Annotated in this window: 22 protein-coding genes; 13 read left to right on the top strand and 9 right to left on the bottom strand. The window is 70.6% G+C overall.

Annotated features, from left to right (window positions below; genetic code table 11):
- Positions 1 to 42: 42 nt before the first annotated feature.
- Complete coding sequence (locus MRBLWO14_RS03655) at positions 43 to 669, bottom strand: HAD-IA family hydrolase (RefSeq protein WP_341935107.1); 627 nt, start codon at positions 667 to 669, stop codon at positions 43 to 45.
- Positions 670 to 777: 108 nt separating this feature from the next.
- Between MRBLWO14_RS03655 and MRBLWO14_RS03660 the strand changes: the two genes are divergently transcribed.
- Complete coding sequence (locus tag MRBLWO14_RS03660) at positions 778 to 984, top strand: AsnC family protein (protein WP_341935108.1); 207 nt, start codon at positions 778 to 780, stop codon at positions 982 to 984.
- 86 nt (positions 985 to 1,070) lie between these two features.
- Positions 1,071 to 2,954, top strand: coding sequence for an ABC transporter ATP-binding protein (locus tag MRBLWO14_RS03665; RefSeq protein ID WP_341935109.1), 1,884 nt, complete (start codon positions 1,071 to 1,073; stop codon positions 2,952 to 2,954).
- A 215-nt stretch (positions 2,955 to 3,169) separates the two neighbouring features.
- Here MRBLWO14_RS03665 and MRBLWO14_RS03670 read toward each other — a convergent pair whose 3' ends face one another.
- Complete coding sequence (locus tag MRBLWO14_RS03670) at positions 3,170 to 5,032, bottom strand: phosphoenolpyruvate carboxykinase (GTP) (protein ID WP_341935110.1); 1,863 nt, start codon at positions 5,030 to 5,032, stop codon at positions 3,170 to 3,172.
- A gap of 110 nt (positions 5,033 to 5,142) precedes the next feature.
- Between MRBLWO14_RS03670 and MRBLWO14_RS03675 the strand changes: the two genes are divergently transcribed.
- On the top strand, positions 5,143 to 6,585 hold the full coding sequence (locus MRBLWO14_RS03675; RefSeq protein ID WP_341935111.1) for a helix-turn-helix domain-containing protein: 1,443 nt from the start codon (positions 5,143 to 5,145) through the stop codon (positions 6,583 to 6,585).
- 86 nt (positions 6,586 to 6,671) lie between these two features.
- Here the strand turns inward: MRBLWO14_RS03675 and MRBLWO14_RS03680 are convergent, their stop codons facing one another.
- The 5 genes from MRBLWO14_RS03680 to MRBLWO14_RS03700 form a co-directional block, all read right to left on the bottom strand.
- A complete protein-coding gene (locus MRBLWO14_RS03680; RefSeq protein WP_341935112.1) occupies positions 6,672 to 7,727 on the bottom strand; it encodes a winged helix DNA-binding domain-containing protein in 1,056 nt (351 codons plus the stop codon).
- 144 nt (positions 7,728 to 7,871) lie between these two features.
- Positions 7,872 to 9,320: a glyceraldehyde-3-phosphate dehydrogenase gene (locus tag MRBLWO14_RS03685; RefSeq protein ID WP_341935113.1), complete on the bottom strand. Its 1,449-nt coding sequence runs from the start codon at positions 9,318 to 9,320 to the stop codon at positions 7,872 to 7,874.
- Positions 9,321 to 9,490: 170 nt separating this feature from the next.
- On the bottom strand, positions 9,491 to 10,033 hold the full coding sequence (locus MRBLWO14_RS03690) for a hypothetical protein (RefSeq protein ID WP_341935114.1): 543 nt from the start codon (positions 10,031 to 10,033) through the stop codon (positions 9,491 to 9,493).
- Positions 10,034 to 10,095: 62 nt separating this feature from the next.
- The gene (gene murQ / locus MRBLWO14_RS03695; protein ID WP_341935115.1) at positions 10,096 to 11,034 is read right to left on the bottom strand and encodes an N-acetylmuramic acid 6-phosphate etherase; all 939 of its coding nucleotides are present in this window, start codon (positions 11,032 to 11,034) and stop codon (positions 10,096 to 10,098) included.
- A 133-nt stretch (positions 11,035 to 11,167) separates the two neighbouring features.
- Complete coding sequence (locus MRBLWO14_RS03700; protein ID WP_341935116.1) at positions 11,168 to 12,076, bottom strand: BadF/BadG/BcrA/BcrD ATPase family protein; 909 nt, start codon at positions 12,074 to 12,076, stop codon at positions 11,168 to 11,170.
- Between the two features lie 66 nt (positions 12,077 to 12,142).
- Here MRBLWO14_RS03700 and MRBLWO14_RS03705 point away from each other — a divergent pair, with 66 nt between their 5' ends.
- Positions 12,143 to 13,003 carry a MurR/RpiR family transcriptional regulator gene (locus MRBLWO14_RS03705; RefSeq protein ID WP_341935117.1) on the top strand — a complete coding sequence of 287 codons (861 nt, stop codon included), beginning with the start codon at positions 12,143 to 12,145 and terminating at the stop codon, positions 13,001 to 13,003.
- A gap of 69 nt (positions 13,004 to 13,072) precedes the next feature.
- Here MRBLWO14_RS03705 and MRBLWO14_RS03710 read toward each other — a convergent pair whose 3' ends face one another.
- On the bottom strand, positions 13,073 to 14,257 hold the full coding sequence (locus tag MRBLWO14_RS03710) for a DUF998 domain-containing protein (protein WP_341935118.1): 1,185 nt from the start codon (positions 14,255 to 14,257) through the stop codon (positions 13,073 to 13,075).
- 81 nt (positions 14,258 to 14,338) lie between these two features.
- Between MRBLWO14_RS03710 and MRBLWO14_RS03715 the strand changes: the two genes are divergently transcribed.
- Positions 14,339 to 14,992 carry an HAD-IA family hydrolase gene (locus MRBLWO14_RS03715; RefSeq protein ID WP_341935119.1) on the top strand — a complete coding sequence of 218 codons (654 nt, stop codon included), beginning with the start codon at positions 14,339 to 14,341 and terminating at the stop codon, positions 14,990 to 14,992.
- A 126-nt stretch (positions 14,993 to 15,118) separates the two neighbouring features.
- Positions 15,119 to 16,669, top strand: a complete 1,551-nt coding sequence (locus MRBLWO14_RS03720) for a DUF222 domain-containing protein (RefSeq protein WP_341935120.1) — start codon at positions 15,119 to 15,121, stop codon at positions 16,667 to 16,669.
- Positions 16,670 to 16,774: 105 nt separating this feature from the next.
- On the opposite strand, the gene MRBLWO14_RS03725 is transcribed toward MRBLWO14_RS03720, so the two are convergent.
- Positions 16,775 to 17,212, bottom strand: coding sequence for an Lrp/AsnC family transcriptional regulator (locus MRBLWO14_RS03725; protein ID WP_341935121.1), 438 nt, complete (start codon positions 17,210 to 17,212; stop codon positions 16,775 to 16,777).
- Positions 17,213 to 17,363: 151 nt separating this feature from the next.
- On the opposite strand from MRBLWO14_RS03725, the gene pdhA reads away from it, so the two are divergent.
- The 7 genes from pdhA (at position 17,364) to MRBLWO14_RS03760 (ending at position 25,373) form a co-directional block, all read left to right on the top strand.
- Positions 17,364 to 18,485 (top strand): pyruvate dehydrogenase (acetyl-transferring) E1 component subunit alpha, encoded by a 1,122-nt coding sequence (gene pdhA, locus MRBLWO14_RS03730; RefSeq protein ID WP_341935122.1) that lies wholly within the window; start codon positions 17,364 to 17,366, stop codon positions 18,483 to 18,485.
- Positions 18,482 to 19,510, top strand: coding sequence for an alpha-ketoacid dehydrogenase subunit beta (locus MRBLWO14_RS03735; protein ID WP_341935123.1), 1,029 nt, complete (start codon positions 18,482 to 18,484; stop codon positions 19,508 to 19,510). The genes pdhA and MRBLWO14_RS03735 overlap by 4 nt, the downstream gene beginning before the upstream one ends.
- Entirely contained in the window at positions 19,507 to 20,937 is a 1,431-nt protein-coding gene (locus MRBLWO14_RS03740) for a dihydrolipoamide acetyltransferase family protein (RefSeq protein ID WP_341935124.1), read from the top strand. The genes MRBLWO14_RS03735 and MRBLWO14_RS03740 overlap by 4 nt, the downstream gene beginning before the upstream one ends.
- Before the next feature lie 137 nt (positions 20,938 to 21,074).
- Positions 21,075 to 22,394 carry an MFS transporter gene (locus MRBLWO14_RS03745; protein WP_341935125.1) on the top strand — a complete coding sequence of 440 codons (1,320 nt, stop codon included), beginning with the start codon at positions 21,075 to 21,077 and terminating at the stop codon, positions 22,392 to 22,394.
- 110 nt (positions 22,395 to 22,504) lie between these two features.
- On the top strand, positions 22,505 to 23,689 hold the full coding sequence (locus tag MRBLWO14_RS03750; protein WP_341935126.1) for an acetyl-CoA C-acyltransferase: 1,185 nt from the start codon (positions 22,505 to 22,507) through the stop codon (positions 23,687 to 23,689).
- Positions 23,689 to 24,465, top strand: coding sequence for an enoyl-CoA hydratase/isomerase family protein (locus MRBLWO14_RS03755; RefSeq protein ID WP_341935127.1), 777 nt, complete (start codon positions 23,689 to 23,691; stop codon positions 24,463 to 24,465). The genes MRBLWO14_RS03750 and MRBLWO14_RS03755 overlap by 1 nt, the downstream gene beginning before the upstream one ends.
- Before the next feature lie 41 nt (positions 24,466 to 24,506).
- Positions 24,507 to 25,373: a 3-hydroxyacyl-CoA dehydrogenase family protein gene (locus MRBLWO14_RS03760; RefSeq protein ID WP_341936156.1), complete on the top strand. Its 867-nt coding sequence runs from the start codon at positions 24,507 to 24,509 to the stop codon at positions 25,371 to 25,373.
- The last annotated feature ends 24 nt before the right edge of the window (positions 25,374 to 25,397 follow it).

A 25,397-nucleotide genomic window follows, 5' to 3' on the forward strand; every position in this document is an offset into this window, starting at 1 on the left:
TGTCAAGGCGCCCCATCGTGCGACGAGTGACGCGCGCAGACATCAGCCATCGACGAGAAAGCGTTCGATCGCGGCGATCGTCGAGGTGTTGTTCCGGTGCAGGACACCGCGGATGCCGACGGCGGCCGCTCCGTCGATCGCGAGCTCATGGTCGTCGATGAAGAGCACGTCTTCCGGTTCGGCGCCGAGGGCCTCCAGCGTGCAGAGGTAGGCGTCTGGCTCGGGCTTGGCGACGCCGAGCTCATGGCTGTAGCAGATGGGGTCGAAGATCGCGGCGAATCCGAAGCGCCGCTCCTCCTCTTCGCGCGCACCGTCGGCCGAGTTCGAGAGGATCGCCGTCCGCGCCCTGCCGCGCAGCGAGCGCGCGTACTCGATCAGCTCGTGGTTGCCGGTGCCGCAGTACGCGTCCCAGAAGTCCGCGCGGATCGCCGCACGCTGCGCGTCATCGAGTTCGAGCCCCGCGGCGAGTCCCGCCCAGAACGCTCCCTCGGTACCGACCGTGAGGTCGATACGGGGCAAGTCCGCGGCATCGATGCGCGCGTCCAGCTCGTCCTGCGCGAGCCCGCTGACGGCGCGCACGCGCTCCCACCACTGCTCCTGCCAGGTGTCGTCGTCGACGACCTCGAGCACTCCGCCGACGTCGAACAGGATCCACGGCTTCTCCGGCATCCGCACACCCTATGCGAATCGGCTGTGGGACCTCCTGCGTCAATTTCTGTTGACATCCGCGGCGTCGTCAACAAGGATTGACGATATCCATCACGCAGGAGGTGTCCCATGACCCTGAAGACCGCACACGCGCTCGAGGACCGCGGCGAGCCGATCGCCGAGCTCCACCGCCTCGCCGGCCTGCGCACCGAGATCGCCCGCGCCGAGGAGGCGGAGGTGCGCCGCGCGCGCAACCTCGGCTACTCCTGGCAGGCGATCGCGGGGGCCCTCGGCGTGACCAAGCAGGCCGCGCACCGACGCTTCGGACGCCGCTGATCGTCGCCCGCGCACATACAGCCCAGCCATAGAAACCGACCGGACACGAAGTACGGTCGGAGTATCCCTTCAGAACGAGGTCACGCATGTCCAGCACGGCGACGTCACGCCGACGCGGACGGGGCGCATCGCAGGACGGTCCGCGCGCCACCTTCCGCCAACTCCTCCCCTTCCTCTTCGAACACAAGCGCACGCTCATCGTCGTCGCGATCCTCAGCGTGTTCGGCGCAGCGACGTCGCTCGTGCAGCCCCTGCTCGTCGGTCAGGTCATCGAGGCCGTGCAGTCCGAAAGAGACATCGGCATCCTCGTCTGGCTCCTGGTCGGGTTCGTGATCGTCTCCTCGATCATCTCCGGCTACCAGCACTACCTGCTGCAGCGCACCGGCACCGCAGTCGTCTACTCGAGCCGTCGCAAGCTCATCGCCCGCATCCTGCACCTGCCGATCAGCGAGTTCGACGCCCGCCGCACCGGCGACCTCGTCTCGCGCGTCGGCACCGACACGACGCTGCTCTACGCCGTGCTCACCCAGGGACTCGCGGATGCCGTGGGCAGCGCGATCCTGTTCCTCGGCGCCCTGATCGCGATGCTGCTGATCGACCCCGTCCTGCTGCTGCTCATCGTGATCGTCATCGGAGCGTCGGTCGCCGTGGTCACCGCGTTGAGCGGTCGCATCCGCACCGCCTCGACCGCGCAGCAGGAGAAGGTCGGCGAACTCGCGTCCGGCGTGGAGCGCGCGGTCGGCTCGATTCGCACCGTGCGGGCCTCGGGCGCGACCGAGCGCGAGACCGAGGCGGTGTCGACGCTCGCCTCGGACGCCTACGGCATCGGCGTGCGGATCGCGAAGATCTCTTCGCTCGTCGTGCCGATCGCCGGAGTCGCGCTGCAGGTCTCCCTGCTCGTGGTGCTGGGTGTCGGCGGATTCCGCGTCGCGGCGGGCGACCTCACGATCGCCTCGCTCATCACGTTCATCATGTTCCTGTTCATGCTCGTCATGCCGCTGGCGACGACCTTCGGCGCGATCACCTCGGTGAACCAGGCGCTGGGTGCGCTCGGACGCATCCAAGAGGTCCTCAACCTCCCGACGGAGACGCAGCGGGATGCCGAGATCGCCGCCGCCGTGGCGCGCGACGAGGCCGACCCCGGCGCGCCCGCGATCGAGTTCCGCGACGTGCGGTTCCAGTACCCCGAGAACGTCGTCGCGGCGCGGGCGGCCGCCGAGAGGGAGGCGCGCACGCTGCTCGCGGACGCGCACCTCGAACCGAGCGACGACACCGCCCCGGAGGCCGACCGCGAGGTGCTCCGCGGAGTGACGTTCGCCGTGCCCCGCGGCGCCCGTGTGGCCCTCGTCGGCCCGAGCGGTGCTGGCAAGAGCACGATCCTCTCGCTCGTGGAGCGTTTCTACGACCCCACGGGCGGATCCATCCGCCTGTACGGTCACGACGCGCGCACCTACCCGCGCGACGAGCTGCGCGCCCAGTTCGGCTACGTCGAGCAGGACGCCCCGACCCTCGCCGGCACGCTCGCCGACAACCTGCGACTCGCCTCCCCCGACGCCTCGGATGCCGCGTGCGAGCAGGTGCTGCGGGCCGTGAACCTCGGCGACGTGCTCGAGCGCAGCCCGCTGGGACTGCAGGCGCCGGTCGGCGAGGACGGCGTGATGCTGTCGGGCGGCGAGCGTCAGCGGCTCGCGATCGCCAGAGCACTGCTGACCGACGCGCCGATCCTGCTGCTCGACGAATCGACGTCGTCGCTCGACGGCGTCAACGAGCAGCGCATGCGCGAGGCCATCGACGCCGTGTCGACCGACCGCACGCTCATCGTGATCGCCCACCGCCTCTCGACCGTCGTCGACAGCGACCTCATCGTCGTCCTGCAGGACGGCGTGGTCGTGGGGCAGGGCACGCACTCCGAGCTCGTGGAGTCGACGCCGCTGTACCGGGACCTCGCGCGGCACCAACTGCTGGCGTAGGTTCTGCAGGGTACGACGCGTTTCGTCTCGCGGAGACCCGCACTGAGCGAACGAAGCGAGTCGGAGTGTCGCTCAACGACCGAGTGCAACGCGAGGGCGGGATGCCGGAGACCACTCAGCCATGGGTTCGTCTCTGACTTCCCGCCCTCGCGGGTCTGGGGTCCTCCTGGGGGAGGTGTGTGGGGCGCCGGCTCCCCCGAACCGGCGCCCGGCTCTCACGCCTTGTCGAGGCGGTAGCGCAGCGAGGCGAGCTCGGCGCGCAGCGCGGCGGGCACCCTGTCTCCGAAGGTGTCGTAGAACTCCTCGGTGAGGTCGGCCTCGGTCTTCCACGCCTGCGGGTCGACCGAGAACAGCTCGTCGAGGTCGGCCTCGGGCACGTCGATCCCGTCGAGGTTCAGGTCCGACACGATCGGCAGACGACCGATGGGGCTGTCGACGGCGGCGACGTCTCCCGAGATACGACGGATGATCCAGTCGACGACGCGCGAGTTGTCGCCGAATCCGGGCCACAGGAACCGGCCGTCGGCACCGCGGCGGAACCAGTTCACCTGGAAGATGCGCGGTGCGCGGTCGAAGCGCAGCGAGCGACCGACCTTGAGCCAGTGACCGAAGTAGTCGGCCATGTTGTATCCGCAGAACGGGAGCATCGCGAACGGGTCGCGGCGCAGCTCGCCGACGGTGCCCTCGGCGGCGGCGGTGCGCTCCGACGAGATGTTCGATCCGAGGAAGACGCCGTGGGTCCAGTCGGTGGCCTCTACCACGAGCGGCACGTTGCTCGCGCGACGGCCCCCGAAGAGGATGACGTCGAGCGGAACGGCTTCCTCCCAGTCCTCCGAGATCTGCGGGCACTGCGCTGCGGAGACCGTGAAGCGGGAGTTGGGGTGCGCGGCGGGGCGTCCGGAGTCGGGCGTCCAGGGGTTGCCCTCCCAGTCGATGAGCTCGGCCGGCGCGTTATCGGTCAGCCCCTCCCACCAGACGTCGCCGTCGGGCCGCAGCGCCACGTTCGTGAAGATCGTGTTGCCCCACAGCGTCTCGACCGCGGTGACGTTGGTCGACTCGCCGGTGCCCGGCGCGACGCCGAAGAAGCCGGCCTCGGGGTTGATCGCCCAGAGGCGTCCGTCCTCGCCGGGGCGGATCCACGCGATGTCGTCGCCGAGGGTCTCCACGCGCCAGCCGGGGATCGTCGGACGCAGCATCGCGAGGTTCGTCTTGCCGCACGCCGAGGGGAACGCCGCGGCGACGTGGTACGCCGTGCCGCTCGGATCGATGACGCGGATGAGCAGCATGTGCTCGGCGAGCCAGCCCTCGTCGCGGGCGATGACCGACGCGATGCGCAGCGCGAAGCACTTCTTCGCGAGGATCGCGTTGCCGCCGTACCCCGAGCCGAACGAGTAGACCTCGAGCGTCTCGGGGAAGTGCACGATGTACTTGTCGTCGTTGCACGGCCACTCGACGTCCGGCTCGCCCGCTGCGAGCGGCGCACCGACCGAGTGCACCGTCTTGACCCAGGGAGCGCCGTCGGCGATCCGACGGGTGACGGCGTCTCCGACGCGCGTCATGATGCCGATGGATGCGACGGCGTAGGCGCTGTCGGTGACCTGGACGCCGATGTGCGACAGGGGTCCGCCGACCGGGCCCATCGAGAACGGCACGACGAACATCGTGCGGCCGCGCATCGACCCCTCGAAGATCTCCGTCATCTTCTCGCGCATCTGCGACGGGTCGGCCCAGTTGTTCGTGGGGCCCGCGTCCTCTTCGCGCTCGGACGCGATGAAGGTGCGCCCCTCGGTGCGCGCGACGTCGCTGGGGTGCGAGCGGGCGAGGTACGAGCCGGGACGCCATTCGGGGTTGAGCTTGATGAGCTTGCCCTCGCTGACCAGGCCGCGCAGCAGCCAGTCGTTCTCAGCGCGGGAGCCGTCGACCCAGTGGATCGAGTCGGGCTGGGTCAGCGCCGCGATCTCGTCGACCCAGGCCGCCAGCTCCGCCATCGCCGGGGTGTCATAGGTCGGCGCCGCCCCGAACGTGCGCACGGGTGCGACGGATGCTGCACGAGGGGTGAAGACTTCGGCGATCGCCATGACTGCTCTCCTTTGAAGTGGGGCCGTTGCATCCATCTTCTTGTGGGTTGAGCGCCACTTTTCGCCAAAACCGGTGATAAGAATTGCGCTTCTTTCGCTAGGATCAAGGAATGGCACCCTCCGGCATCCATCTGGCGACCCTCGGCCACCGCATCCGCCACCACCGTCTCGCGAACGGCTACACGCTCGACGAGCTGGGCGCGCTGGTCGGCGTCGCCGGCTCGCAGCTGAGCCTCATCGAGAACGGCAAGCGCGAGCCGAAGCTGTCGCTGCTGCAGGCGCTCGCGCAGGCGACGGGCACCGAGGTGACCGACCTCATCTCGGGGGAGCCGCCGAACCGCCGTGCCGCTCTGGAGATCGAGCTGGAGCGCGCGCAGGAGAGTCCGGTGTTCCGGCAGCTCGGCGTCGCGCCGGTGCGTGTGACCAAAAGCATGAGCGACGAGACGATCGAATCGGTGCTCGGTCTGCACCGCGAACTGCAGCGCCGAGAGCGCGAGGCCATCGCGACTCCCGAGGAGGCCAGGCGCGCCAACACCGAGCTGCGTCTGCGCATGCGCGCTCAGCACAACTACCTCGGCGACATCGACACGCTCGCGGAGAAGCAGCTCCGCTCGGCCGGGCACGTGCAGGGGGCGCTCACGCACCGCACGGTGAGCATCATGGCCGAGAAGCTCGGCTTCGAGCTCATCTACGTGAACGACCTCCCCCACTCGACCCGGTCGGTGACCGATCTCGAGAACGGTCGGATCTACCTGCCGCCGGCGTCGATCCCCGGCGGTCACGGCCTGCGCTCGATGGCGCTGCAGGCGATGGCGCACCGCCTGCTCGGCCACACCCCGCCGACCGACTACGCCGACTTCCTGCAGCAGCGGCTGGAGATCAACTACTTCGCCGCGTCGTGCCTGATGCCGGAGACCGCGGCGGTGGCCTTCCTGCAGCAGGCCAAGAAGGACCGCAACCTCGCGGTCGAGGACTTCCGCGACGCGTTCGGTGTGACGCATGAGGCGGCAGGGATGCGGATGACGAACCTCATGACGCAGCACCTCGGCATGTCGCTGCACTTCCTGCGGGTCGACGCGACGGGCGCCATCACCCGCGTGTACGAGAACGACGGCCTGCCGCTGCCGATGGACGTGACCGGCGCGGTCGAGGGGCAGCGGGTGTGCCGCAAGTTCCAGGCGCGGAGCGCGTTCACCCAGCAGAACCGCACCACGGAGCACCACCAGTACACCGACACCCCGTCCGGCACGTTCTGGTGCTCGACCCAGACCGGGTCGTCGACCGACGGCGAGTTCTCGGTGACGGTCGGCGTGCCGTTCGACGACGCCCGGTGGTGGCGTGGACGCGAGACCTCCGACCGCGCCGTGTCGAGCTGCCCGGACGAGGCGTGCTGCCGGCGCCCTCCGGCCGACCTGGCCGAGCGCTGGAACGGCAAGGCGTGGCCCAGCGCCCGCGTGCACACCCACATGTTCTCGCCGCTCCCCCGCGGCGCGTTCCCCGGCGTGGACGACAACGAGGTGTACTCGTTCCTGGGGCGGCACGCGAGCGAGTGACGGTTCCCCCTCCGACGAGCAGCCCCGGTACTCGTTCCTCGGGCGGCACGCGAGCGAGTGACGGTTCCACCCTCTCCCCCTCCGGATCAGTCCAGGAACCTCGTGAATCGGGCGAGCGCGGCGCGCACGGCATCCTCGTCCACATGCTCCCGCCTCGGATGGTCGAAGAGCTCGGGCGGGGCGCCGAGGGATGCCGCGGCGTGCGTCCAGCATCCGATCACCCTCCCGTCGGAGACGAGGGTGGCTCGCACCATGCCGTTCTTGCCGGGGCCCACGGCCGCGAGGTGCTTCGGGGCGCACACCGCTGTGCGGTCGGCGTAGGAGATGTAGTACTCGTCGAACGCGCCGAGCGCGAAGACGGATGCCGTGTCCGACGCGCGCCGCGGTCGCTCGGTCGCGGAGAACACGCCGTCTTCAACCTCGGTGATCCGGCCGTCCGTGCGCTCCCGAGCCTGTCGTGACTGCCCGAGGGTGAGCCCGGACCACCACGCGAAATCCGCGACCGTCGCCGGTCCGTGCCCGGTGATGTAGCGGACGAACAGCTCGGCGAGGGGATCGTCCGGTCGGGCGTGCTCGCGGATGTGACCGTCGACGAGCACGAACCGCTGCTCACGCGAGATGCCGTCTCGTGCGACGACCGGCCCCTGGCAGAGGAGACCGGTCAGGGTCAGCTCGCTCAGCAGGTGGATGCCGCGCTGCCCGCTGGGGTCGACCCCGACGCCGGCGAACACCTCGAACATCTCGGACCTCGTGAGCCCGCCGTCGCGCAGCCTCGGCACGACGGAGTCCGTGACGGCGTTGATCATGGCGTCGTCGATGCCGAGATCGCGGCGGCGCCCCGCCGCCTGTCGGCGCTGCCGCTCCCCCGTGACCGACAGCACCCAGCCGAGGTCGCGCGCGGGGATGGTGTGCAGGGTGCCGCGCATGGTCCACGCGCGCACGAGGTCACCGCGGTCGAAAGCCCGGTCGACCGCGGCGAGGGTCGGTTCCCCGCGGGTGCGGCAGGCGAGCGCCCAGCGTCCCGCCGTGAAGTCCTGGCTCTGCACGGCCAGCATGTACGCGGCCGCGTCCGTCACGGCACGCGCCGGGGCCGACAGTCGGTGCGAACGGAGGCGCTCCGCCCGCAGGGTCGCGGTCTTCATGCCCCCATCATGGCGGGCACCTCCCCCGTCGACCCACCCCCTTCCGTGCGAGCCACCCCTTTTGTCGCCGTCACGAGAGGGGTGGCTCGCGCGCAGAGGGGTGGCTCGGCGTGCAGAAGAGAAGGGGAAAGGGACGGGGTGGGGTCAGCTGTGGAGAGTGACCTCACGGCGTTCGGGGAGCACGATCGGGTGCGAGCCCGCCATGACCTCGAGCACGCGGATGACCTGGCAGGAGTAGCCGTACTCGTTGTCGTACCAGACGTACAGCACGACGTCTTGGTCGTTCGCGATGGTCGCGAGTCCGTCGACGATGCCCGCCCGATGGGATCCGACGAAGTCCGTCGAGACGACCTCGGGGCTCTCCACGTAGTCGATCTGCTGACGCAGCTTGGAGTGCAGGGAGACACGGCGCAGGTAGTCGTTGAGCTCGTCCTTCACTGCCGGGCGTTCGAGCGTGAGGTGCAGCACCGCGAGCGAGACGTCGGGCGTGGGCACGCGGATCGCCGATCCGGTGAGCTTGCCCTCGAGCTCGGGCAGAGCACGGGCCACGGCCTTGGCCGCGCCGGTCTCGGTGATGACCATGTTGAGCACGGCCGAGCGTCCGCGGCGGTCGCCGCTGTGGAAGTTGTCGATGAGGTTCTGGTCGTTGGTGAACGAGTGCACGGTCTCGACGTGTCCTCGGACGATGCCGTAGGCCTCGTCGACCGCCTTGAGCACCGGGGTGATGGCGTTGGTGGTGCAGGAGGCCGCCGTGACGATCCGGTCGTCGGGCGTGATCGTCTGGTCGTTGATGCCGTGCACGATGTTCTTCAGCGCGCCCTTGCCCGGCGCGGTGAGCAGCACCCGTGCGACGCCGGTCGACTCGAGGTGGCGGCTGAGGCCGGCCTCGTCGCGCCAGCGCCCCGTGTTGTCGACGACGATCGCATCCCGGATGCCGTAGGCGGTGTAGTCGATCGATGCGGGGTCGTCGGAGTAGATCACCTGGATGCGGGTGCCGTTCGCGACGATCTGCTCGGCCTCCTCGTCGACGGTGACGGATCCCGCGAAGCGTCCGTGCACGGAGTCGCGCAGCAGCAGCGAGGCGCGCTTGACGAGGTCGTTCGCGGAGCCGCGGCGGACGACGATGGCCCGGAGCCGCAGTCCGCTCCCGCCTCCGGTGTGGGCGACGAGGATGCGGGCGAGCAGCCGACCGATGCGGCCGAAGCCGTACAGCACGACGTCGGTGGGCTCGGCGGCCGTCGCCCCGAACGCGGGGGCGAGCGCCTGAGCGAGGTGGTCGGCGAGCGGTGCGCCGCTGTCGCGGTGACCCTCGACGAGGCGCGCGACGTCGAGGGAGGACGCGCCGGGCGCCAGCGCGTGGATCGCCTCGATGACGGCGAGCGTGTCCTCGAGTGCGAGTTCTTCGTGTCCGAGCTGGGCGACGCGGTCGTGCACCTCGACGATGCCGGTCGCCGAGAGCCCCACGAGCCGGTGGCCGTGCAGCGAGGTGACCACGTCGCGGTCGCGCTTGAGTGCGCCGATGAGCGGGATCATCCGCTCGGCGAGCTCTTCGCGGGCCGTCCAGGCGTCGTGGGGTGCGGCGGTGTCGTTCATCTGCGTCCTTGCATGTGTGAGCGCGCCGAGGTCGCCGGCGCGCGGGTTTGCCGGGTGAGCTTCGGGGGATGCCACCAGGGTACGGGGCGCGCGACGGCGCGGGGAAATCGGGAGGGCGCCGAGCGCGGCGACGGTCTCGTCGGGCCCCGGAGCGGTGGCCCGGCTCCGCCTCAGACCGCGAGGCACAGCACGGCGACCCCTGCGGCCATCGCCCACGACTCGACGGCGAGCAGCGTGTCGGTGCGCCGGTCTGACGAGGGTTCGATCACGCGCTCCGACACGATCGTCCAGAGCACGACGCCGATGACCCCCACGATGCCGAGCACCGACAGCACCCCGGTGAACGCGGGACCGTGGTCGTGCGCGCCCGCCGAGACGCTCACGGGTGCGGCGGCCTGAGCCGCGACCGTGTCCCACAGGCAGATCGCGAGCACGAGCGACACCACGGCGCGATGGAAGCACATCGGGGCGGAGCGCGAACCGCGGACCCCGATGGTGCCGACCATGGCCGAGAGCAGGAGGGCGACGCCGATCACCAGCCGCGGCAGCGTCTCACCGCCCGCGACGGCGAGCGCGAGGAGCGACGCCGACCGCAGCAGGGCCATCTGCCGCGCCTGCCAGGGAACGCCCCTGCCCGCTGCGAGGCACGCCACGCCGGAGATCACGCCGGCGAGCGCCATCAACCACGGTGCCGCGGGAACGAGATGATCCACGGGGAGAGCCTAGTGGGACCCTCTCCCGCGCCCTCGGCCCGCGCTCTGGCGACGGGGCGATCTCACGCCGTGAGCGCCGCGATCGCCACGCGCAGGGTGCCGTCCGCGTCCGCGAGCGCGGCGCGCGCGGCATCCGGCTCCGCCCCCGTGGTGAGGATGAGGATGGCGAGCTTGACGGAGCCGTCGGCCGCGGCGAGCGCCGACGACGCCTGGCCGACGTCCGACCCCGTGAGCTCGGTGACGGTGCGGATCGACCGCGCGTGCAGCTTCTCGTTCGTGGCGAGGAGGTCGACCATCACGCCGTGGTAGGTCTTGCCGAGGTTGATCATCGACAGGGTCGTGAGCATGTTCACGACCAGCTTCTGCGCCGTTCCCGACTTGAGGCGGGTTGACCCGGAGATGAACTCCGGGCCGGTGACGACCTCGATCGCGATGTCGGCGACCGCACCGATCGCCGAGTCGGCGTTGGAGGCGATCGCGACGGTCAGCGCACCGATGCTGCGGGCGTACTCCAGTCCGCCGAGGACGTACGGGGTGCGCCCCGAGGCGGAGATGCCGACCACGGTGTCGCGCTCGGTCAGGTGCAGGTCGCGGAGCGATTCGCCGGCCGCGCGGTCGTCGTCTTCCGCGTTCTCGACGGCGGAGCGGATCGCGGTCTCGCCGCCGGCGATCAGGCCGACCACCATCGAGGGATCGGTGCCGAAGGTGGGCGGGCACTCGCTCGCGTCGAGCACGCCGATGCGTCCTGCGGTGCCTGCGCCGATGTAGATGAGGCGGCCCCCGCGGCGGAACCGCGCGGTGATGCCGTCGACGGCGGCGGCGATCTCGGCGCTGCGGTCGGCGACGGCATCCGCCACCCGCCGGTCTTCGGCATTCATGCGGCGCACGAGCTCGGCGGTGCCGAGGAGGTCGAGGTCGCCTCGTTCGGTCGTCGACGCCTCGGTGCCGAGGGTGGACAGCTCATCGAGCAGAGCGGACAGTCGCTGGTCTTCAGTGGGCACGGTGTGCGGACCTCTCGGGGATGGGGTGCGGGAGGCTCGGAGAGCCTCGGGTGCGGCGCTCGCGCGCTCTGGTTCTGCCGGTTCTCGTTCTGCCGGTTCTCGTTCTGCCGGTTCTCGTTCTGCCGGTTCTCGTTCAGCCGGCACGGTGCACGTACCTCTCGTGCGGGAGCGGGGCTCCGGGGTCTGCGCGTCGGGCGATGAGCAGCGCGCCGTCGAGGGCGTCGCCCGCGGCATCCACGGGTTCGCGACCGGCGTCGCGAAGGGCTCCGCCGAGGAGCTCTCCGAACCAGGGGTGCTGGGTGAGTCCGCCGTGCAGGGCCACGGCGGTGGTGTGCGCGGCAGCCGCGACGGCGGAGTCGACGAGGAGGCGCGCCCCCTCGTCGGCGACCGCGCGTGCGACGGGGTCGCCGTCGGCGGCGGCGTCGAGGACGAGGGGCGCGAGGGTCGCGAGCCTGCGGGCGAGCGGCGAGTCCTGCGCGAGCCACTGCTGGATCGCGTCGATCGGACCGATCGCCGCGGCGACGCGGGCGGAGAGGATGGTGGGGGCGACGAGTCCGGCGGACGCGCGGAGCACGGCGCGCAGGGCTTCGCGGCCGAACCACGATCCGCTGCCGAAGTCACCGACCTCCGGTCCCCATCCGTCGACGAGCCGGATGCCGTCTGCGTCGACGCCGAGGGCCGCAGCTCCCGTGCCGGCGATCAGGAGTACGCCCTCTCCCCCGTCGAGGGCGCCGACGTGCGCCGAGACGACGTCGGAGGTGACGGCGACCGGGACGCCGAGCAGGGCATGCAGTCGCTGCGCCAGCTCGGATGCCGCGGCGGGTGCGGCCCAGGCACCGGCGGCACCGACGGAGACGGCTTCGTAGCCGGCGATGTCGGAGGTCAGCGGGAGGATGGCGGCGAGCGCGGCGTCGATCCCGCCGGCGGCAGCGAGTCCCGGCGAGCCGATGCCTTCGACCGCGGCGCGGCGCTCGGGGCCGGAGACCACGACACGGCAGCGCGACTTGCCGAGGTCGACGGCGAGCACGGAGGGGTCAGGCATGAAAATAGTGTACGCATAAGCACTATGTCGTGAAAGAATTGTTCACGAATCGGACGTCGGGGAGACATGAGCATTCAGACGCGCATCGCGGGAGCGGCGGAGACGCTGCCCCCTTCCCTCGCGCGCATCGCGCGTGCCGTGAGCGACAATCCCGGGATCGTCGTCGACAGCACCATCACCGAGCTCGCGGCGATCTGCGAGACCTCCGTCGCATCGGTCGTGCGATTCTGCCGCTCTGTGGACGTCGACGGATACGCGGCGCTGCGCATGGCTCTGGCCGCCGAACTCGGGCGCGAGTCGGTGCAGTTCAGCGCCTCGACGGGGTTCGGCTCGGAGATCTCCCTCGACGATTCGCTGCGGGAGGCGACCGCGAAGGTCGCCGCTCTCGAGGTGCTGGCGATCGAGGAGACGATCGCCGGGCTCGACGACGAGCGGCTGGACGAGGCGGTGGCCGCCCTCGACGGCGCCCAGCGGATCCTCCTCTTCGGCATCGGTGCCAGCGGACTGGTCGCCGCGGACTTCGGGCAGAAGCTGCTGCGTATCGGGCGCGCGGCGGTCATCCTCACCGACGCACACGTGGCGAGCGCGGCGGCCGCCCTCTCCGCCGACGACACGGTCGCGGTGGGCATCTCGCAGTCCGGCACGACGATCGAGACCCAGCGCTTCCTGGAAGCCGCGCGCGGCGCCGGCACGAAGACCATCGCGATCACCGGTGTCGCGGATTCGACCGTCGCGGCGTCCGGCGACGTCGTGCTGCTCACGCACGCGAGGGAGCCGCGCCTCCGCGCCGGAGCGATGGTCAGCAGGATCGCGCAGCTCGCGCTCGTCGACTGCCTCTTCGTCGGGGTCGCTCGTCGCCGCAGAGCGGATGCCGTGGAGGCGCTGCAGCGAACGGCCGAGGCGACCCAGGTGCTGCGCGCGGAGTGAGCCGCGCGGCGCGACGGCACGGCGTCCTCCCGCGCGCGCGGATCTCGCGTCGGCGGGGTCTCAGCTCTGTCACTGACGCTCGTGCCGATGCGTGCCGACGGAGCCGGCCGTGCGGAGGAACACGATGATCCAGCTGAAGATGAGCACGGCGGCGATCAGCTCGACGGCCGTGAGGTTGTAGTAGCCGACCGCGAAGAAGGCGGCGAGCAGCACGATCACGAGCACGTAGGCCCAGCCGAAGGCGACGAACACTCGCGGGATGCTCCGAAGGAACCAGGGCAGCCCGATCACGACCACGGCGAAGACCACAGCCATCCCGGTGGCGACCGTGTTGTGGAGGAGGAAGAACTCGTCGACCGGGAAGATGCCCACGCACGCGAGGAAGATCCCGAGGAGGATCAGCCCGGTGCGCACGATGAGGCGTCCCCGTCGGTCGATCGGATCGTCGACGGGCAGCCCGGCCGTCGCGTAGCGGGCGATCGTCGTGACCATGACTCCCGCGATGATCAGCGTGACGTTGAAGGCGATCGAGGCGCTGTTCGTGCTCATCCCGAGCGCGGAGAGGTTGTCGCGCCACCAGTGCACGTCGCTGGAGGCGAGCATGCTGGCGAACGCTCCGACCACGAGGAACACGGCGAGGACGAGCGACAGGACCATCGGGGTCAGGGCCACGGCGCTGAGGAAGGCCACATAGGCGGTGAGCCCGAAAGCGACGGCGACGAGCACCGCGCCGGGGAAGGCGAAGACGGGTGCGTCGGTGAAGCTCCGCTCGAGCAGTTCGGCGATCCCCAGCCAGCCCAGGTAGGCGATGGCCGCGTGGGCGAAAGCGATCGCGGCGATGTCGTACCACCGCAGCCGGTCACCCGGCACGCTGAACCCGTCGCGGAGGCCGTCGACGCTCGGCTCGTCGGGGCGGACCGCAAGGCGGCCTACGGCGAAGGCGAGCGCAGCGGTGATCGCTCCGCCGTAAGCGGCGAACGCCCCGATCGAGCCCGGGCCGCTGATGGGGAGCTCTCGCCCCCAGAACACCGGGAAGGCGACGAGGAATCCGACGGCGAGCACGACCGCACCGACGATGAGGGCGGTGGCCTCGAAGACGGCATCCGAGGTGGCAGGTCCGCGCAGCTGGCCCAGCACCCCGGCGATCGCGTCGCGGATCCGGCGGAGCGCGCCCGTCCCGTCCCTCCCGTCGGCTGTCCCTGCTGCGTGTCCGCGCGCCGTGCCGGCTGCGTCGTCGCCCTCCGCGATTCGCATGCTGCCTCCTGCGGACAGCTTAGGACCGGGTCGCGGCACGCCCCCGAGGCTGGGCCGTGTGCGCCGCAGTAGCCTGGGGAGGTGACCGAGATCGTTCCCGCCCGCGCCGTCCTGCTCGACATGGACGGCACCCTCGTCGACTCGACCGCGGTCGTGGAGAGGCTCTGGCTCGCGTGGGCGGAGCCGCACGGCCTCGACCCGGCGACCGTGCTGAGCGTCGTCCACGGGCGGCAGGGTCATCAGAGCATGGCGATCATGCTTCCCGAGCGCGATCACGCGGTGAACCTGCTCGAGAACGAGCGGATGCTGGCGACCGAGGCGAGCGACGTCGACGGCGTCGTGGAGATTCGCGGGGCCGGCGACCTGCTGAGGGCGCTCGCGGAGGTGCCGCACGCGATCGTGACCTCGGCCAACGTGCCCCTGATGAACGCGCGAATGGGCGAAGCGGGGCTCACGGTCCCGCAGCTCGTCGTGACGGCGGAGAGCGTCTCGGCCTCGAAGCCCGATCCCGAGGGGTTCCTCCTGGGCGCAAAGCTGTTGGGCGTCGACCCGGCGGACTGCGTGGTGTTCGAGGATTCCGGCGCCGGTATCCAGGCCGCGCACGCGGCGGGCATGCGGGTGATCGGGATCGGCGCGCACGCCGCGGCCCACGCCCCCGAGTACCAGGTCGCCGACCTCACGCAGGTCTCCGTGCGAGCGGGAGCCGACGGAGGGTTCGAACTCGTCGTGGAGTGAGACTGCGGCTGTCCGGATGCACGGTCTCTGCGCTGCATTCCAGGGTTCCGGAGTACTTCATCTGATCGTCCGATTTCAGCGCTGATCTGGGTCTCGAATGTCAGTGGTCGCTGATTCAGTGGGGGTATGACAGCACTGGCGGACGCGACGGTCGAGCAGGTGGCAGCCGTGGGCGCGCTCACCGGAACGCTCGTGGCCGTCGACCGCGCGATCAGCTCCCTGATGGCCTGCCGCGACGGGCTCCTCGCCTCTGGTGGGCGGATCGCACTCGAGACCGTTCAGGACGCCGAGGAGCGCGATGACAGCCGGGCCCACGATCTCGGCGAGATGGCAGTGCGCGCCGTGGCAGCGGAGTTCGCTGCCGCGCTGCACCTCAGCGATCGCACCGTGCAGCGCCGCATGGCCGACGCCGAGCTGCTCGTTCTTCAGTTCCCCGTGCTGTGGCAGGCACAGGGAGACGGGCGGGTGAGCGCCGCACACTCGAGGGTGATCATCGACGCGGGGCTGCACCTCGACGACGCCGACGATCGCGACGCCTACACCGCAGAGATGCTCGAGTGGGCGCAGACCGAGTCACCGAACCGCCTGGCCCGCCGCGCTCGGCGCGTGGCCGACCGAATCCAGCGCCGCACCATCGATGAGCGTCACCAGAGCGCCCGCGAACAGCGCGCGGTCTGGGTGAAGGATCGGGCCGACGGGATGGCCGAACTCGGACTCCTCGGGCCGGCCGCCCTCGTTCACGGCGCCTACGACCGCATCACTGCGATGGCGAGGTCCGTCGTACGCGAGCAGAAGGAGCGCACCACCTCGGCGGCGAAGCGCACGACCCCGGCGGCGGGGCACACGACGCCGGCTGCGGAGCACACGACCCCGGCGACCGCGGCTCCAGACGCCGGGCGCGATGGCGCGAGCGCTCCGTCCTCGTTCGACTCGGTTCGCGATTCGTTCGGGATCCCGCGGGTCACCGAGCCCGCGCCCAGGACCCTCGCTCAGATCCGGTGCGATCTGGCACTCGACCTCGTCCTCACGGGGGCGCCGGCCGGTCACGATTCCGCCGACGGGATCCTCGCGGCGATCGCCGGATCGGTGAGTGTCACGGTTCCCGTGCAGACGTTGATGGGGACGAGCACGATGCCGGCGGAGCTCGACGGACGCGTTCCGATCGACACCGCCACCGCGCGACAGCTCGCCGGCGGCGCGAGCGGATGGGATCGGATCCTCACTCACCCCATCAGCGGTCGACTCCTCGCCGTCGACCGGTACCGTCCGTCAGCGGAGCTGAGACGGCATCTCAGAGCGCGCGATCAACGCTGTCGGTTCCCCGGGTGCGGTCAGCTGCCTCGCGAGTGCGACGTCGACCACACGCAGGATCATGCGCTCGGCGGCTCCACCGATGCGGGCAACCTCGGCACTCTCTGCCGCCGTCACCACCGCCTCAAACATCACACGCCCTGGCACGTCGAGCACCTCGGCGACGGTGTGTACGCGTGGACCAGCCCCACCGGGCGCACCTACCTCGACGCTCCTCCCGCACAGAACACGGACACGCGCCTGGAAGCGCAGACGAACACGGACACGCGCACGGACACGGACATGCGCGTGGACACGGCCACGGCCACGGACACGAACACGAACACCCGTGGCTCGGCACCACCGAGGGCAGCCCCTCCGTTCTGACGCCTCGACCGTTCTGACGCCTCGACCGTTCTGACACCTCGACCGTTCTGACACCTCGACGTGATGGTGCTGCTGCGAACGGTGTCAGTCCGTCGCGCGCTGCCCTCAGACCAGCGCGAAGTCCTCGAAGATCAGCGTCGTCCTCGTCGACCGGATCGACGGGATCGCCTGGATGTCCTCGAGCACGATCCGCCGCAGGTCCCGCGCGTCGTTGGCGCGAACCAGGAGGATCACGTCGAAGTCGCCGCCGACGAGCGCCATGTGCTCGATCTCGGGGATGGCGCGCAGCCGCGCGCTGACGTCCTGCCACGTCGCCTGCTCGATCGCCAGTGTCACGTACGCGCTGGCGTGATGCCCGAGCAGCACCGGATCGGTCCGCACCGTGTAACCGGTCACGACTCCGGCATCCGTCAGCCGCTTGATCCGCGCGTGTGCGCCCGCCCGCGAGATGTGCACCGCGTCGGCGATCGCCGTCATCGACGCCCGCGCGTCACGGCGCAGCTCATCGAGGATCGCGCGATCGACGTCGTCCAGCGTTATCATGGCACCCCTTCATCCTGTGCTCGAATTCTGACACTTCGCGCGCGTGGAGGGCAACCATCGAGCAGTCATCCACGAATGGCCTCATCCTCTTGGACGACTGCGCATCGCGATGCATCCTTTCTTCATCGGGTTCGACAAGGAGGGCGAACGGATGAATCACGCAGAACTGCTCCCGCGCGACGAAGCGGTGCAGCTGATCGACGCGACCGGCCGACCGGTTGCCGACGACGGTTACCCGCTGCCCGACGACGGGGCGCTCCTCACCGCCTACCGCGGACTGGTCGAGGGCCGCCGCATCAACGACCAGGCCAGCGCCCTCGTGCGTCAGGGGCGGCTCGCCGTGTACCCGTCCTCACACGGGCAGGAGGCCTGCCAGATCGGCGCCGCACTCGCCCTGCGCGACACCGACTGGCTCTTCCCCACCTACCGCGACTCCGTGGCAGTGATCGCTCGGGGCGTGGCACCCGCCGAAGCGATGGTCCTGCTCAAGGGCGATTGGCATTCCGGCTATGACGTCCGCGCTCATCGCGTCGCACCCCAGGCCACGCCGCTCGCCACCCAGCTGCTGCACGCGGTCGGCTTCGCCTACGCCGCCGCGCAGCGCGGCGAAGACACCGTCGTGCTCGCTCTCTGCGGCGACGGTGCGACCAGCGAGGGCGACTTCCACGAAGCCCTGAACTTCGCCGCCGTCTTCCACGTGCCGGTGGTGTTCTTCGTGCAGAACAACGAGTTCGCGATCTCCGTGCCCCTCAGCCGCCAGACCGCCGCGCCCTCGCTCGCGCACAAGGCGATCGGCTACGGGATGCCGGGGCGCCGCGTCGACGGCAACGACGTCGCCGCCGTCCTGTCGGTGCTCGGCGAGGCCGTCGACCGCGCCAGGACCGGCGGCGGCCCCACCCTCGTCGAAGCGCACACCTACCGGATGCAGGCCCACACCAACGCCGACGACGACACCCGCTACCGCGAGCGCGAGGAGGTGCAGGCCTGGGTCGCGCGAGACCCGCTCACCCGCCTGCACACCCACCTCACCGCGAGCGGAGCGCTGACCGACGAGCTCGAGAACGAGATCGCGGCGGGAGCGGAGGAGATCGCCGCGGCCATGCGCTCCGCGCTCAACACCGACACCGACCTCGACCCCGAAGACCTGTTCCGCTTCGTCACCACCGAACGCTCGCCCCAGCTGCAGGAGCAGTGGCACCAGCTGCGCGACGAGATCCAACGCGACGCGCTCGGAGACGACCAGGAGACCCACTCCGCAGGAGGCGTGCGATGACCATCACCCACGACCGCATCGACGTCGACACCCCGGCATCGACCGTCCAGACGCTCAGCATGGCGGCCGCCCTCAACCTCGCCCTCGCCGACGCCATCGCCGAGGATCCGGCAGTGGTCGTGTTCGGCGAAGACGTCGGCGCCCTCGGCGGAGTCTTCCGCATCACCGACGGACTGACCGCCCGCTTTGGCGAAGACCGCTGCTTCGACACCCCGCTCGCAGAGTCCGGCATCGTCGGCACCGCGGTCGGCATGGCCATGAACGGCCTCCGTCCGGTCGTCGAGCTGCAGTTCGACGCGTTCGCGCTGCCCGCCTTCGAGCAGATCGTCAGCCACGTCGCGAAGCTCTCCAACCGCACGCGCGGTGCCATTCGCATGCCGATGGTCATCCGCATCCCCTTCGGCGGAGGCATTGGCGGCGTCGAGCACCACTGCGACTCGTCCGAGGCGTATTACGCGCACACGCCAGGACTCACGGTGGTGAGCCCCGCCACACCCCAGGACGCCTACTCGCTGCTCCGCGCCGCGATCGCGTCGCCCGACCCCGTCGTCTTCCTCGAACCGAAGAAGCTGTACTGGACCAAGGGCGAGGTCGACACCGACGCGACCGTCGACATCGGCTCCGCCCGCATCGCGCGCGACGGCACCGACGTCACGCTGATCGCCTACGGCGCATCCGTCCCGCTCGCCCTCGACGCCGCCGACGCCGCGGCCGTGGAAGGACGCAGCGTCCAGGTCGTCGACGTGCGGTCGCTCACGCCCTTCGACGACGAGACCGTCACCGCCGCCGTGCGCTCGACGGGACGCGCTGTCGTGATCGCCGAGGCCCCCGGCTTCGCGAGCGTCGCCTCCGAGATCCAGGCCCGCGTGTTCGAGCGCTGCTTCGAGTACCTCGAAGCCCCGGTGCGCCGCGTCACCGGCTTCGACACCCCGTACGCACCGCCGAAGCTCGAGCACTGGTATCTGCCGGACGTCGACAGGATCCTGGATGCCGTCGACTCGCTGCACTGGGAGGACCGACCGTGAGCACCGGCACCCGCACCCCGACCACGACTGCCCCCGCCTCGCGGACCTTCCGTCTGCCCGACCTCGGAGAAGGACTCACCGAAGCCGGACTCGTGCAGTGGCTCGTCTCCGTCGGAGACACCATCGTCACCGACCAGCCGATCGCCGAGGTCGAGACGGCGAAGAGCATCGTCGAACTGCCCTCGCCCTACGCCGGAGTCGTGACCGCCCTCCACGGAGCAGCAGGCGACACCATCGACGTCGGCGCTCCCGTGCTCGACGTCGCGGAAGAGGGCGCAGCCGAGCAGAGCGAGAAGAAGACGGATGCCGAGGGCGCCCGCCCCGCCCCCTCCGTAGAGCACGACACGTACCGCGCGGAGGAGCGCGCCGGGTCGGGGAACGTCCTGATCGGCTACGGCACGTCGGGACGCGCGACGTCGGGACGTCGGCGCCGTCCGGCCACGGCGAGTGAGCGGCGACAGACCGCGAGCGTCGAGGTGGACACTCCGACCGAGCCGCCCGCCCGCAGGCCCGTCGCCGTGCGCTCCCCTCTCGTGCGACGCCTCGCGCGCGACCTCGGCCTCGATGTGCACGCGATCGTCCCCACAGGTCCGGATGGCGCCATCACCCGCGCCGACGTCCTCGCCGCGGCGGTCGACAGCGCCGTGGACGGGATCGGGAAGGACCCGGATCGAGCGAGTCCCGGCACCACCGGCACACCGGGCGACCGCGAGCACCCGACCGTCGACGGCCTCGCCATCCGCTCGCGGGAACGCCTGTCACCGCTCCGCAGAGCAGTGAGCGCGCGACTCTCGCGCAGCCGCTCGGAGATCCCGGAGGCGACCGTCTGGGTCGACGTCGATGCGACCGACCTCTGGAACCTCCGCGCCGACATGGCACCCGCGGGTGGCAAGGCGCCGTCGATCACGGCGATCCTCGCCCGCTTCGTGCTGCTGGCCCTCGCGGAGCATCCGGTCCTGGCCTCGCGCCTCAGCGACGACGGATCGGAGCTGCTCTCCTTCGAGGGCGTCAACCTCGGCGTCGCCGTCGACACCGACCGGGGACTCCTCGTTCCGGTCGTGCCGAGCGCGCACACGCGCAGCGTCGAGGAGCTCGACTCCGCACTGCGCGAGCTGTCGGCCACGGCCCGCGACGGACGCATGCCCCCGGAGCGACTCCGCGGCTCGACCTTCACGCTCAACAACTACGGCGGCCTGGGCGTCGACGGATCGGCCGCGATCATCAATCACCCCGAGGTCGCGATCCTCGGAATCGGCCGGATCATCGAGCGCCCCTGGGTGGTCGACGGCCAGATCGTGCCCCGGCGCATCGCCCAGCTCTCGCTCGTCTTCGACCACCGCGTCTGCGACGGCGGCTATGCGGCGAGTTTCCTCCGCCGCGTCACGGAACTGATCGAGCATCCGCTGCGCGCCTTCGGCCAGGTGTGAACAGCGGAGAGTCCCGACGCGACCCTCGCGGGCATCCGCACGTGCGCCCGGATCCTCGATTTCGCTCTCGCCATGCGCTACGCTCGGCAATTACTGACCGATCGATCGGTTGGAAATGCAGAACAATGGAGTTCGCCATGACGTCAGCAGTCTCGGAACCGACCTCGACCCGACGGATGCCCGCCGAGGAACGCCGCGTGCTCGCGAGCACGCTCGTCGGCACGTCAATCGAGTGGTACGACTTCTTCATCTACGCGCAGGCAGCGGGTCTGGTCCTCGCTCCCCTCTTCCTCGCCCCGATCGCCGAGAGCAGCCCCGGCCTCGCCCAGGTGCTGTCGTTCGCGACGATCGGGATCTCGTTCCTCTTCCGCCCGCTCGGCGCGATCATCGCCGGACACCTCGGCGACAAGCTCGGCCGCAAGAGGATGCTGGTCTTCACCCTCATCCTCATGGGCCTCTCGACCTCCCTCATCGGCGTTCTGCCGACCTACGCCGCGATCGGGGTCGCCGCGCCGATCCTCCTCATCGTCCTGCGCATCCTGCAGGGCTTCTCGGCGGGAGGCGAATGGGGCGGAGCCGCACTCATGGCCGTCGAGCACGCGCCGCGCGGGCGCCGCGGGCTCTTCGGCGCCTTCCCGCAGATCGGCGTCCCCGTCGGCATGATCCTCGCCACCGCGACGCTGTGGGTGCTCACGACCTCGATGTCGCCGGAAGCGTTCCTCGAGTGGGGCTGGCGCATCCCGTTCCTCCTCTCGATCGTGCTGATCGGCGTCGGCTACCTCATCCGCCGCGCCGTCGACGAGAGCCCGATCTTCGAGGAGCTCCAGCGGCGTCGCAAGGAGGCGTCAGCACCCCTCGGCATCCTGTTCCGCAAGAACACGAAGCAGGTCGTGCTCACCGCGCTGATCTTCATCGCGAACAACGCCGCCGGCTACCTCCTGATCGCCTTCTTCGCGACGTACGCGGTCACGGCTCTCGGCATGGAACGCGCTCCCGTACTGCTCGCCACGACCCTCGCCTCGTTCGGATGGCTGATCTTCACCCTGTGGGGCGGGCACCTGTCCGATCGCCTCGGACGCGTGCGCACCTTCCAGATCGGCTACGTGGCGCTCGCACTCTGGGCCGTGCCGATGTGGTTCCTCATCGACACGGCGAACATCTTCTGGTACTTCGTCGCCCTGTTCGTGATGACCTTCGCGCTCGGACTGTCCTACGGACCGCAGGCCGCGCTCTACGCGGAGATGTTCCCCGCGAACGTGCGCTACTCGGGCGTCTCGATCGGCTACGCTCTCGGCGCCATCCTCGGCGGAGCCTTCGCCCCCATGATCGCCGAAGCGCTGCTGAACCAGTTCCAGGCGGCATGGACCATCGGTCTCTACATCGCCATCGCCGCGGTGATCTCGCTCATCGCGGTGTCGCTGGTCAAGGAGACGAAGGGCGTCGACCTGCTCGGCTGATCCGACGCCGTCTCGGGCGACGCCCCCGTGTGCCATAATTACCATACGATCGGTCAGTAATTCGGTTCCGATCGCCGAGCCCGCCGCGACGACGCAGTCAGGAGATCGAGATGACGGACGCCTACCTCGTCGGGGGAACCCGCACCCCGGTGGGTCGCTACGGCGGCGCACTGGCCACGGTCCGCCCCGACGACCTCGCGGCGATCGTGGTCGGCGAGGCCGTGCGACGTGCGGGCATCGACCCGGCCGACATCGACGAGGTCATCCTCGGTGCCGCGAACCAGGCGGGTGAGGACAACCGCAACGTCGCCCGCATGGCCGTGCTGCTGGCCGGGCTTCCCGACACGGTTCCCGGGATCACCGTGAACCGCCTGTGCGCGTCGGGAATGTCGGCGGTGACCATGGCGGCTCAGGCGATCCGCGCCGGCGACGCCGACCTGATCGTCGCCGGCGGGGTCGAGTCGATGACGCGTGCGCCCTGGGTGCAGGCCAAGCCCGAGAAGGCGTGGGCCAAGCCCGGAGCCGCCTACGACACCTCGATCGGGTGGCGGTTCCCGAACCCGCGTCTCGCCGCGCGCGACAAGGCGACGTTCACGATGCCCGAGACCGCCGAGGAGGTCGCGCGCCTCGACCGCATCGGACGGGAGGAGGCGGATGCGTTCGCCGTGCGCTCCCAGCAGCGCGCCGCGGCGGCGATCGCCGCCGGCCGGTTCGCGGACGAGATCGTCGGAGTGGAGGTCGGAGACGACCGCGTGCTCATCGACGAAGGACCGCGCCCCGACACGACGCTCGAAGCGCTCGCCCGCCTGCGCCCCGTCGTGGCGGGCGGCACCGTCGTCACTGCCGGCAACTCCAGCTCGCTCAACGACGGGGCGTCTGCTCTCGTCGTCGCCAGCGGCGACGCCGTCGAGCGCTACGGGCTGGTGCCCCGCGCACGCATCGTCGTCGGCACGAGCGCGGCGCTCGCCCCCGAGGTCATGGGCCTCGGCCCCGTGCCGGCGACCGAGAAGGCCCTGCGCCGCTCCGGACTCCGGATCGACGACATCGGATCCGTGGAGGTGAACGAGGCGTTCGCCACGCAGTCACTGGCCTGCATCCGCCGACTCGGACTCGACGAGGCGGTCGTGAACGCCGACGGCGGCGCGATCGCCCTCGGCCACCCGCTGGGCTCGTCCGGATCGCGGCTGCTCGTCACCCTGCTCGGTCGCATGGAGCGCGAGGGATCCCGCTACGGCCTCGCCACGATGTGCGTCGGCGTCGGCCAGGGCGCGGCCATGATCCTGGAGAAGGTCTGATGGCGTCCACCGCCGACGGCGACTCCCCTCTGCTCGTCGAACGCTCCGACGGCCGGGTCGTCGCCACGCTCAGCCGCCCCGACAAGCGCAACGCCATCGACCAGGCGACGATCGATGCCCTGCACGAGCTCTGCGCGGAACTGGAGGCGGAGCCGCGCACGCTCATCCTCACCGGCGCCGCCGGCGTCTTCGCCGCGGGCGCCGATATCGCGGAACTCCGCGAACGACGGGCCGCCGATGCGTTGCGCGGCATCAACGCATACGCCTTCATCCGCGTCGCCGAACTGCCCATGCCGGTGATCGCGGCGATCGACGGCTACGCCCTCGGCGGCGGCGCCGAGCTCGCGTACGCCGCAGACATCCGCATCGGCACGCCCAGCCTCGCGATCGGGAACCCGGAGACCGGACTCGGCATCCTCGCGGCGGCCGGAGCGAGCTGGCGACTCAAGGAGATCGTCGGCGACGCGCGCGCGACCGAACTGCTGCTCACCGGCCGCACCGTCACGGCCGAGGAAGCGCTGCGCATCGGCCTCGTCTCGTCGCTGCACGACAGCAGCGACCTGCTCACGGCGGCCCACGCGATCGCCGACCGCATCGCCCGGAACGATCGCGCAGCGACGATCGCGACCAAACGTGTGTTCCGCGCACCGCGCGACCGGCATCCGTCCGTCGATCTCGAGGCGCAGGCGGAGCTGTTCGAGAGCCCCGAGAAGTTCCGGCGCATGACCGACTTCCTCGAACGCAGACGCAGGACGCACGAAGGAGAACGGGTATGACCGCCGCACGCGCAGACGTCGGAGTGCTCGGCGACGGACGCATGAGAGCAGGCAGCACGCACGCCCCCGCACACGTCGGAGTGATCGGCGGCGGACGCATGGGCGCAGGTATCGCGCATGCGTTTCTTCTCGCCGGCTCGCACGTGATCGTCGTCGAACGTGACGAGGAGGCCGCGCGCGCGGCATCCGATCGCGTCGTGACCTCACTCGAGGCGTCGATCGCGCGCGGCTCCGCGAGCGAGACCTCCGAGGCGTATCGCGCGCGGTTCTCGTCCACGGCCGACATCGCCGGATTCGCCACGTGCGAGCTCGTCGTCGAGGCCGTGCCCGAGGACATCTCTCTCAAGGTCGACGCCCTCACCCGGGTCGAAGCGCAGATCGCCCCGGACGCGGCCATCGCCTCGAACACCTCGTCGATCTCGATCGACGAGCTGGCGGCGACCCTCGACCGCCCCGCGCGCTTCCTCGGGATGCACTTCTTCAACCCCGTGCCCGCCTCCACCCTCGTCGAGATCGTGCGAGGCGCGGCCACCGCTCCCCCGCTCGTCGACGCGGCCCGCGAATGGGTCCAGTCGATCGGCAAGACGCCCATCGTCGTCGCCGACGCCCCCGGCTTCGCGTCGTCGCGCCTCGGCGTCGCTCTGGGACTCGAGGCGATCCGCATGGTCGAGGAGGGCGTCGCCTCCCCCGACGACATCGACGCCGCCATGACGCTCGGCTACAAGCATCCGGTCGGGCCATTGCGCCTCACGGACATCGTCGGGCTCGACGTGCGCCTCGGCATCGCCGAATACCTCGCCGCCCACCTCGGCGAGCGCTTCGCACCGCCCGCCCTGCTGCGCCGTCTGGTCGCCGACGGGCACCTCGGCCGCAAGACCGGCCGCGGCTTCTACGAGTGGGACGAGTGATGAGCAGACGCGACGGACGACGAC

Source organism: Microbacterium sp. LWO14-1.2, from assembly GCF_038397715.1.
In the GTDB taxonomy this organism is placed as follows: domain Bacteria; phylum Actinomycetota; class Actinomycetes; order Actinomycetales; family Microbacteriaceae; genus Microbacterium.

Bases quoted from the DNA above. Each gene is read 5' to 3' on its own strand.
- MRBLWO14_RS03655 (WP_341935107.1), bottom strand. From the start codon at position 669: ATGCCGGAGAAGCCGTGGATCCTGTTCGACGTCGGCGGAGTGCTCGAG.
- MRBLWO14_RS03660 (WP_341935108.1), top strand. From the start codon at position 778: ATGACCCTGAAGACCGCACACGCGCTCGAGGACCGCGGCGAGCCGATC.
- MRBLWO14_RS03665 (WP_341935109.1), top strand. From the start codon at position 1,071: ATGTCCAGCACGGCGACGTCACGCCGACGCGGACGGGGCGCATCGCAG.
- MRBLWO14_RS03670 (WP_341935110.1), bottom strand. From the start codon at position 5,032: ATGGCGATCGCCGAAGTCTTCACCCCTCGTGCAGCATCCGTCGCACCC.
- MRBLWO14_RS03675 (WP_341935111.1), top strand. From the start codon at position 5,143: ATGGCACCCTCCGGCATCCATCTGGCGACCCTCGGCCACCGCATCCGC.
- MRBLWO14_RS03680 (WP_341935112.1), bottom strand. From the start codon at position 7,727: ATGAAGACCGCGACCCTGCGGGCGGAGCGCCTCCGTTCGCACCGACTG.
- MRBLWO14_RS03685 (WP_341935113.1), bottom strand. From the start codon at position 9,320: ATGAACGACACCGCCGCACCCCACGACGCCTGGACGGCCCGCGAAGAG.
- MRBLWO14_RS03700 (WP_341935116.1), bottom strand. From the start codon at position 12,076: ATGCCTGACCCCTCCGTGCTCGCCGTCGACCTCGGCAAGTCGCGCTGC.
- MRBLWO14_RS03705 (WP_341935117.1), top strand. From the start codon at position 12,143: ATGAGCATTCAGACGCGCATCGCGGGAGCGGCGGAGACGCTGCCCCCT.
- MRBLWO14_RS03710 (WP_341935118.1), bottom strand. From the start codon at position 14,257: ATGCGAATCGCGGAGGGCGACGACGCAGCCGGCACGGCGCGCGGACAC.
- MRBLWO14_RS03720 (WP_341935120.1), top strand. From the start codon at position 15,119: ATGACAGCACTGGCGGACGCGACGGTCGAGCAGGTGGCAGCCGTGGGC.
- MRBLWO14_RS03725 (WP_341935121.1), bottom strand. From the start codon at position 17,212: ATGATAACGCTGGACGACGTCGATCGCGCGATCCTCGATGAGCTGCGC.
- pdhA (WP_341935122.1), top strand. From the start codon at position 17,364: ATGAATCACGCAGAACTGCTCCCGCGCGACGAAGCGGTGCAGCTGATC.
- MRBLWO14_RS03735 (WP_341935123.1), top strand. From the start codon at position 18,482: ATGACCATCACCCACGACCGCATCGACGTCGACACCCCGGCATCGACC.
- MRBLWO14_RS03745 (WP_341935125.1), top strand. From the start codon at position 21,075: ATGACGTCAGCAGTCTCGGAACCGACCTCGACCCGACGGATGCCCGCC.
- MRBLWO14_RS03750 (WP_341935126.1), top strand. From the start codon at position 22,505: ATGACGGACGCCTACCTCGTCGGGGGAACCCGCACCCCGGTGGGTCGC.
- MRBLWO14_RS03755 (WP_341935127.1), top strand. From the start codon at position 23,689: ATGGCGTCCACCGCCGACGGCGACTCCCCTCTGCTCGTCGAACGCTCC.
- MRBLWO14_RS03760 (WP_341936156.1), top strand. From the start codon at position 24,507: ATGAGAGCAGGCAGCACGCACGCCCCCGCACACGTCGGAGTGATCGGC.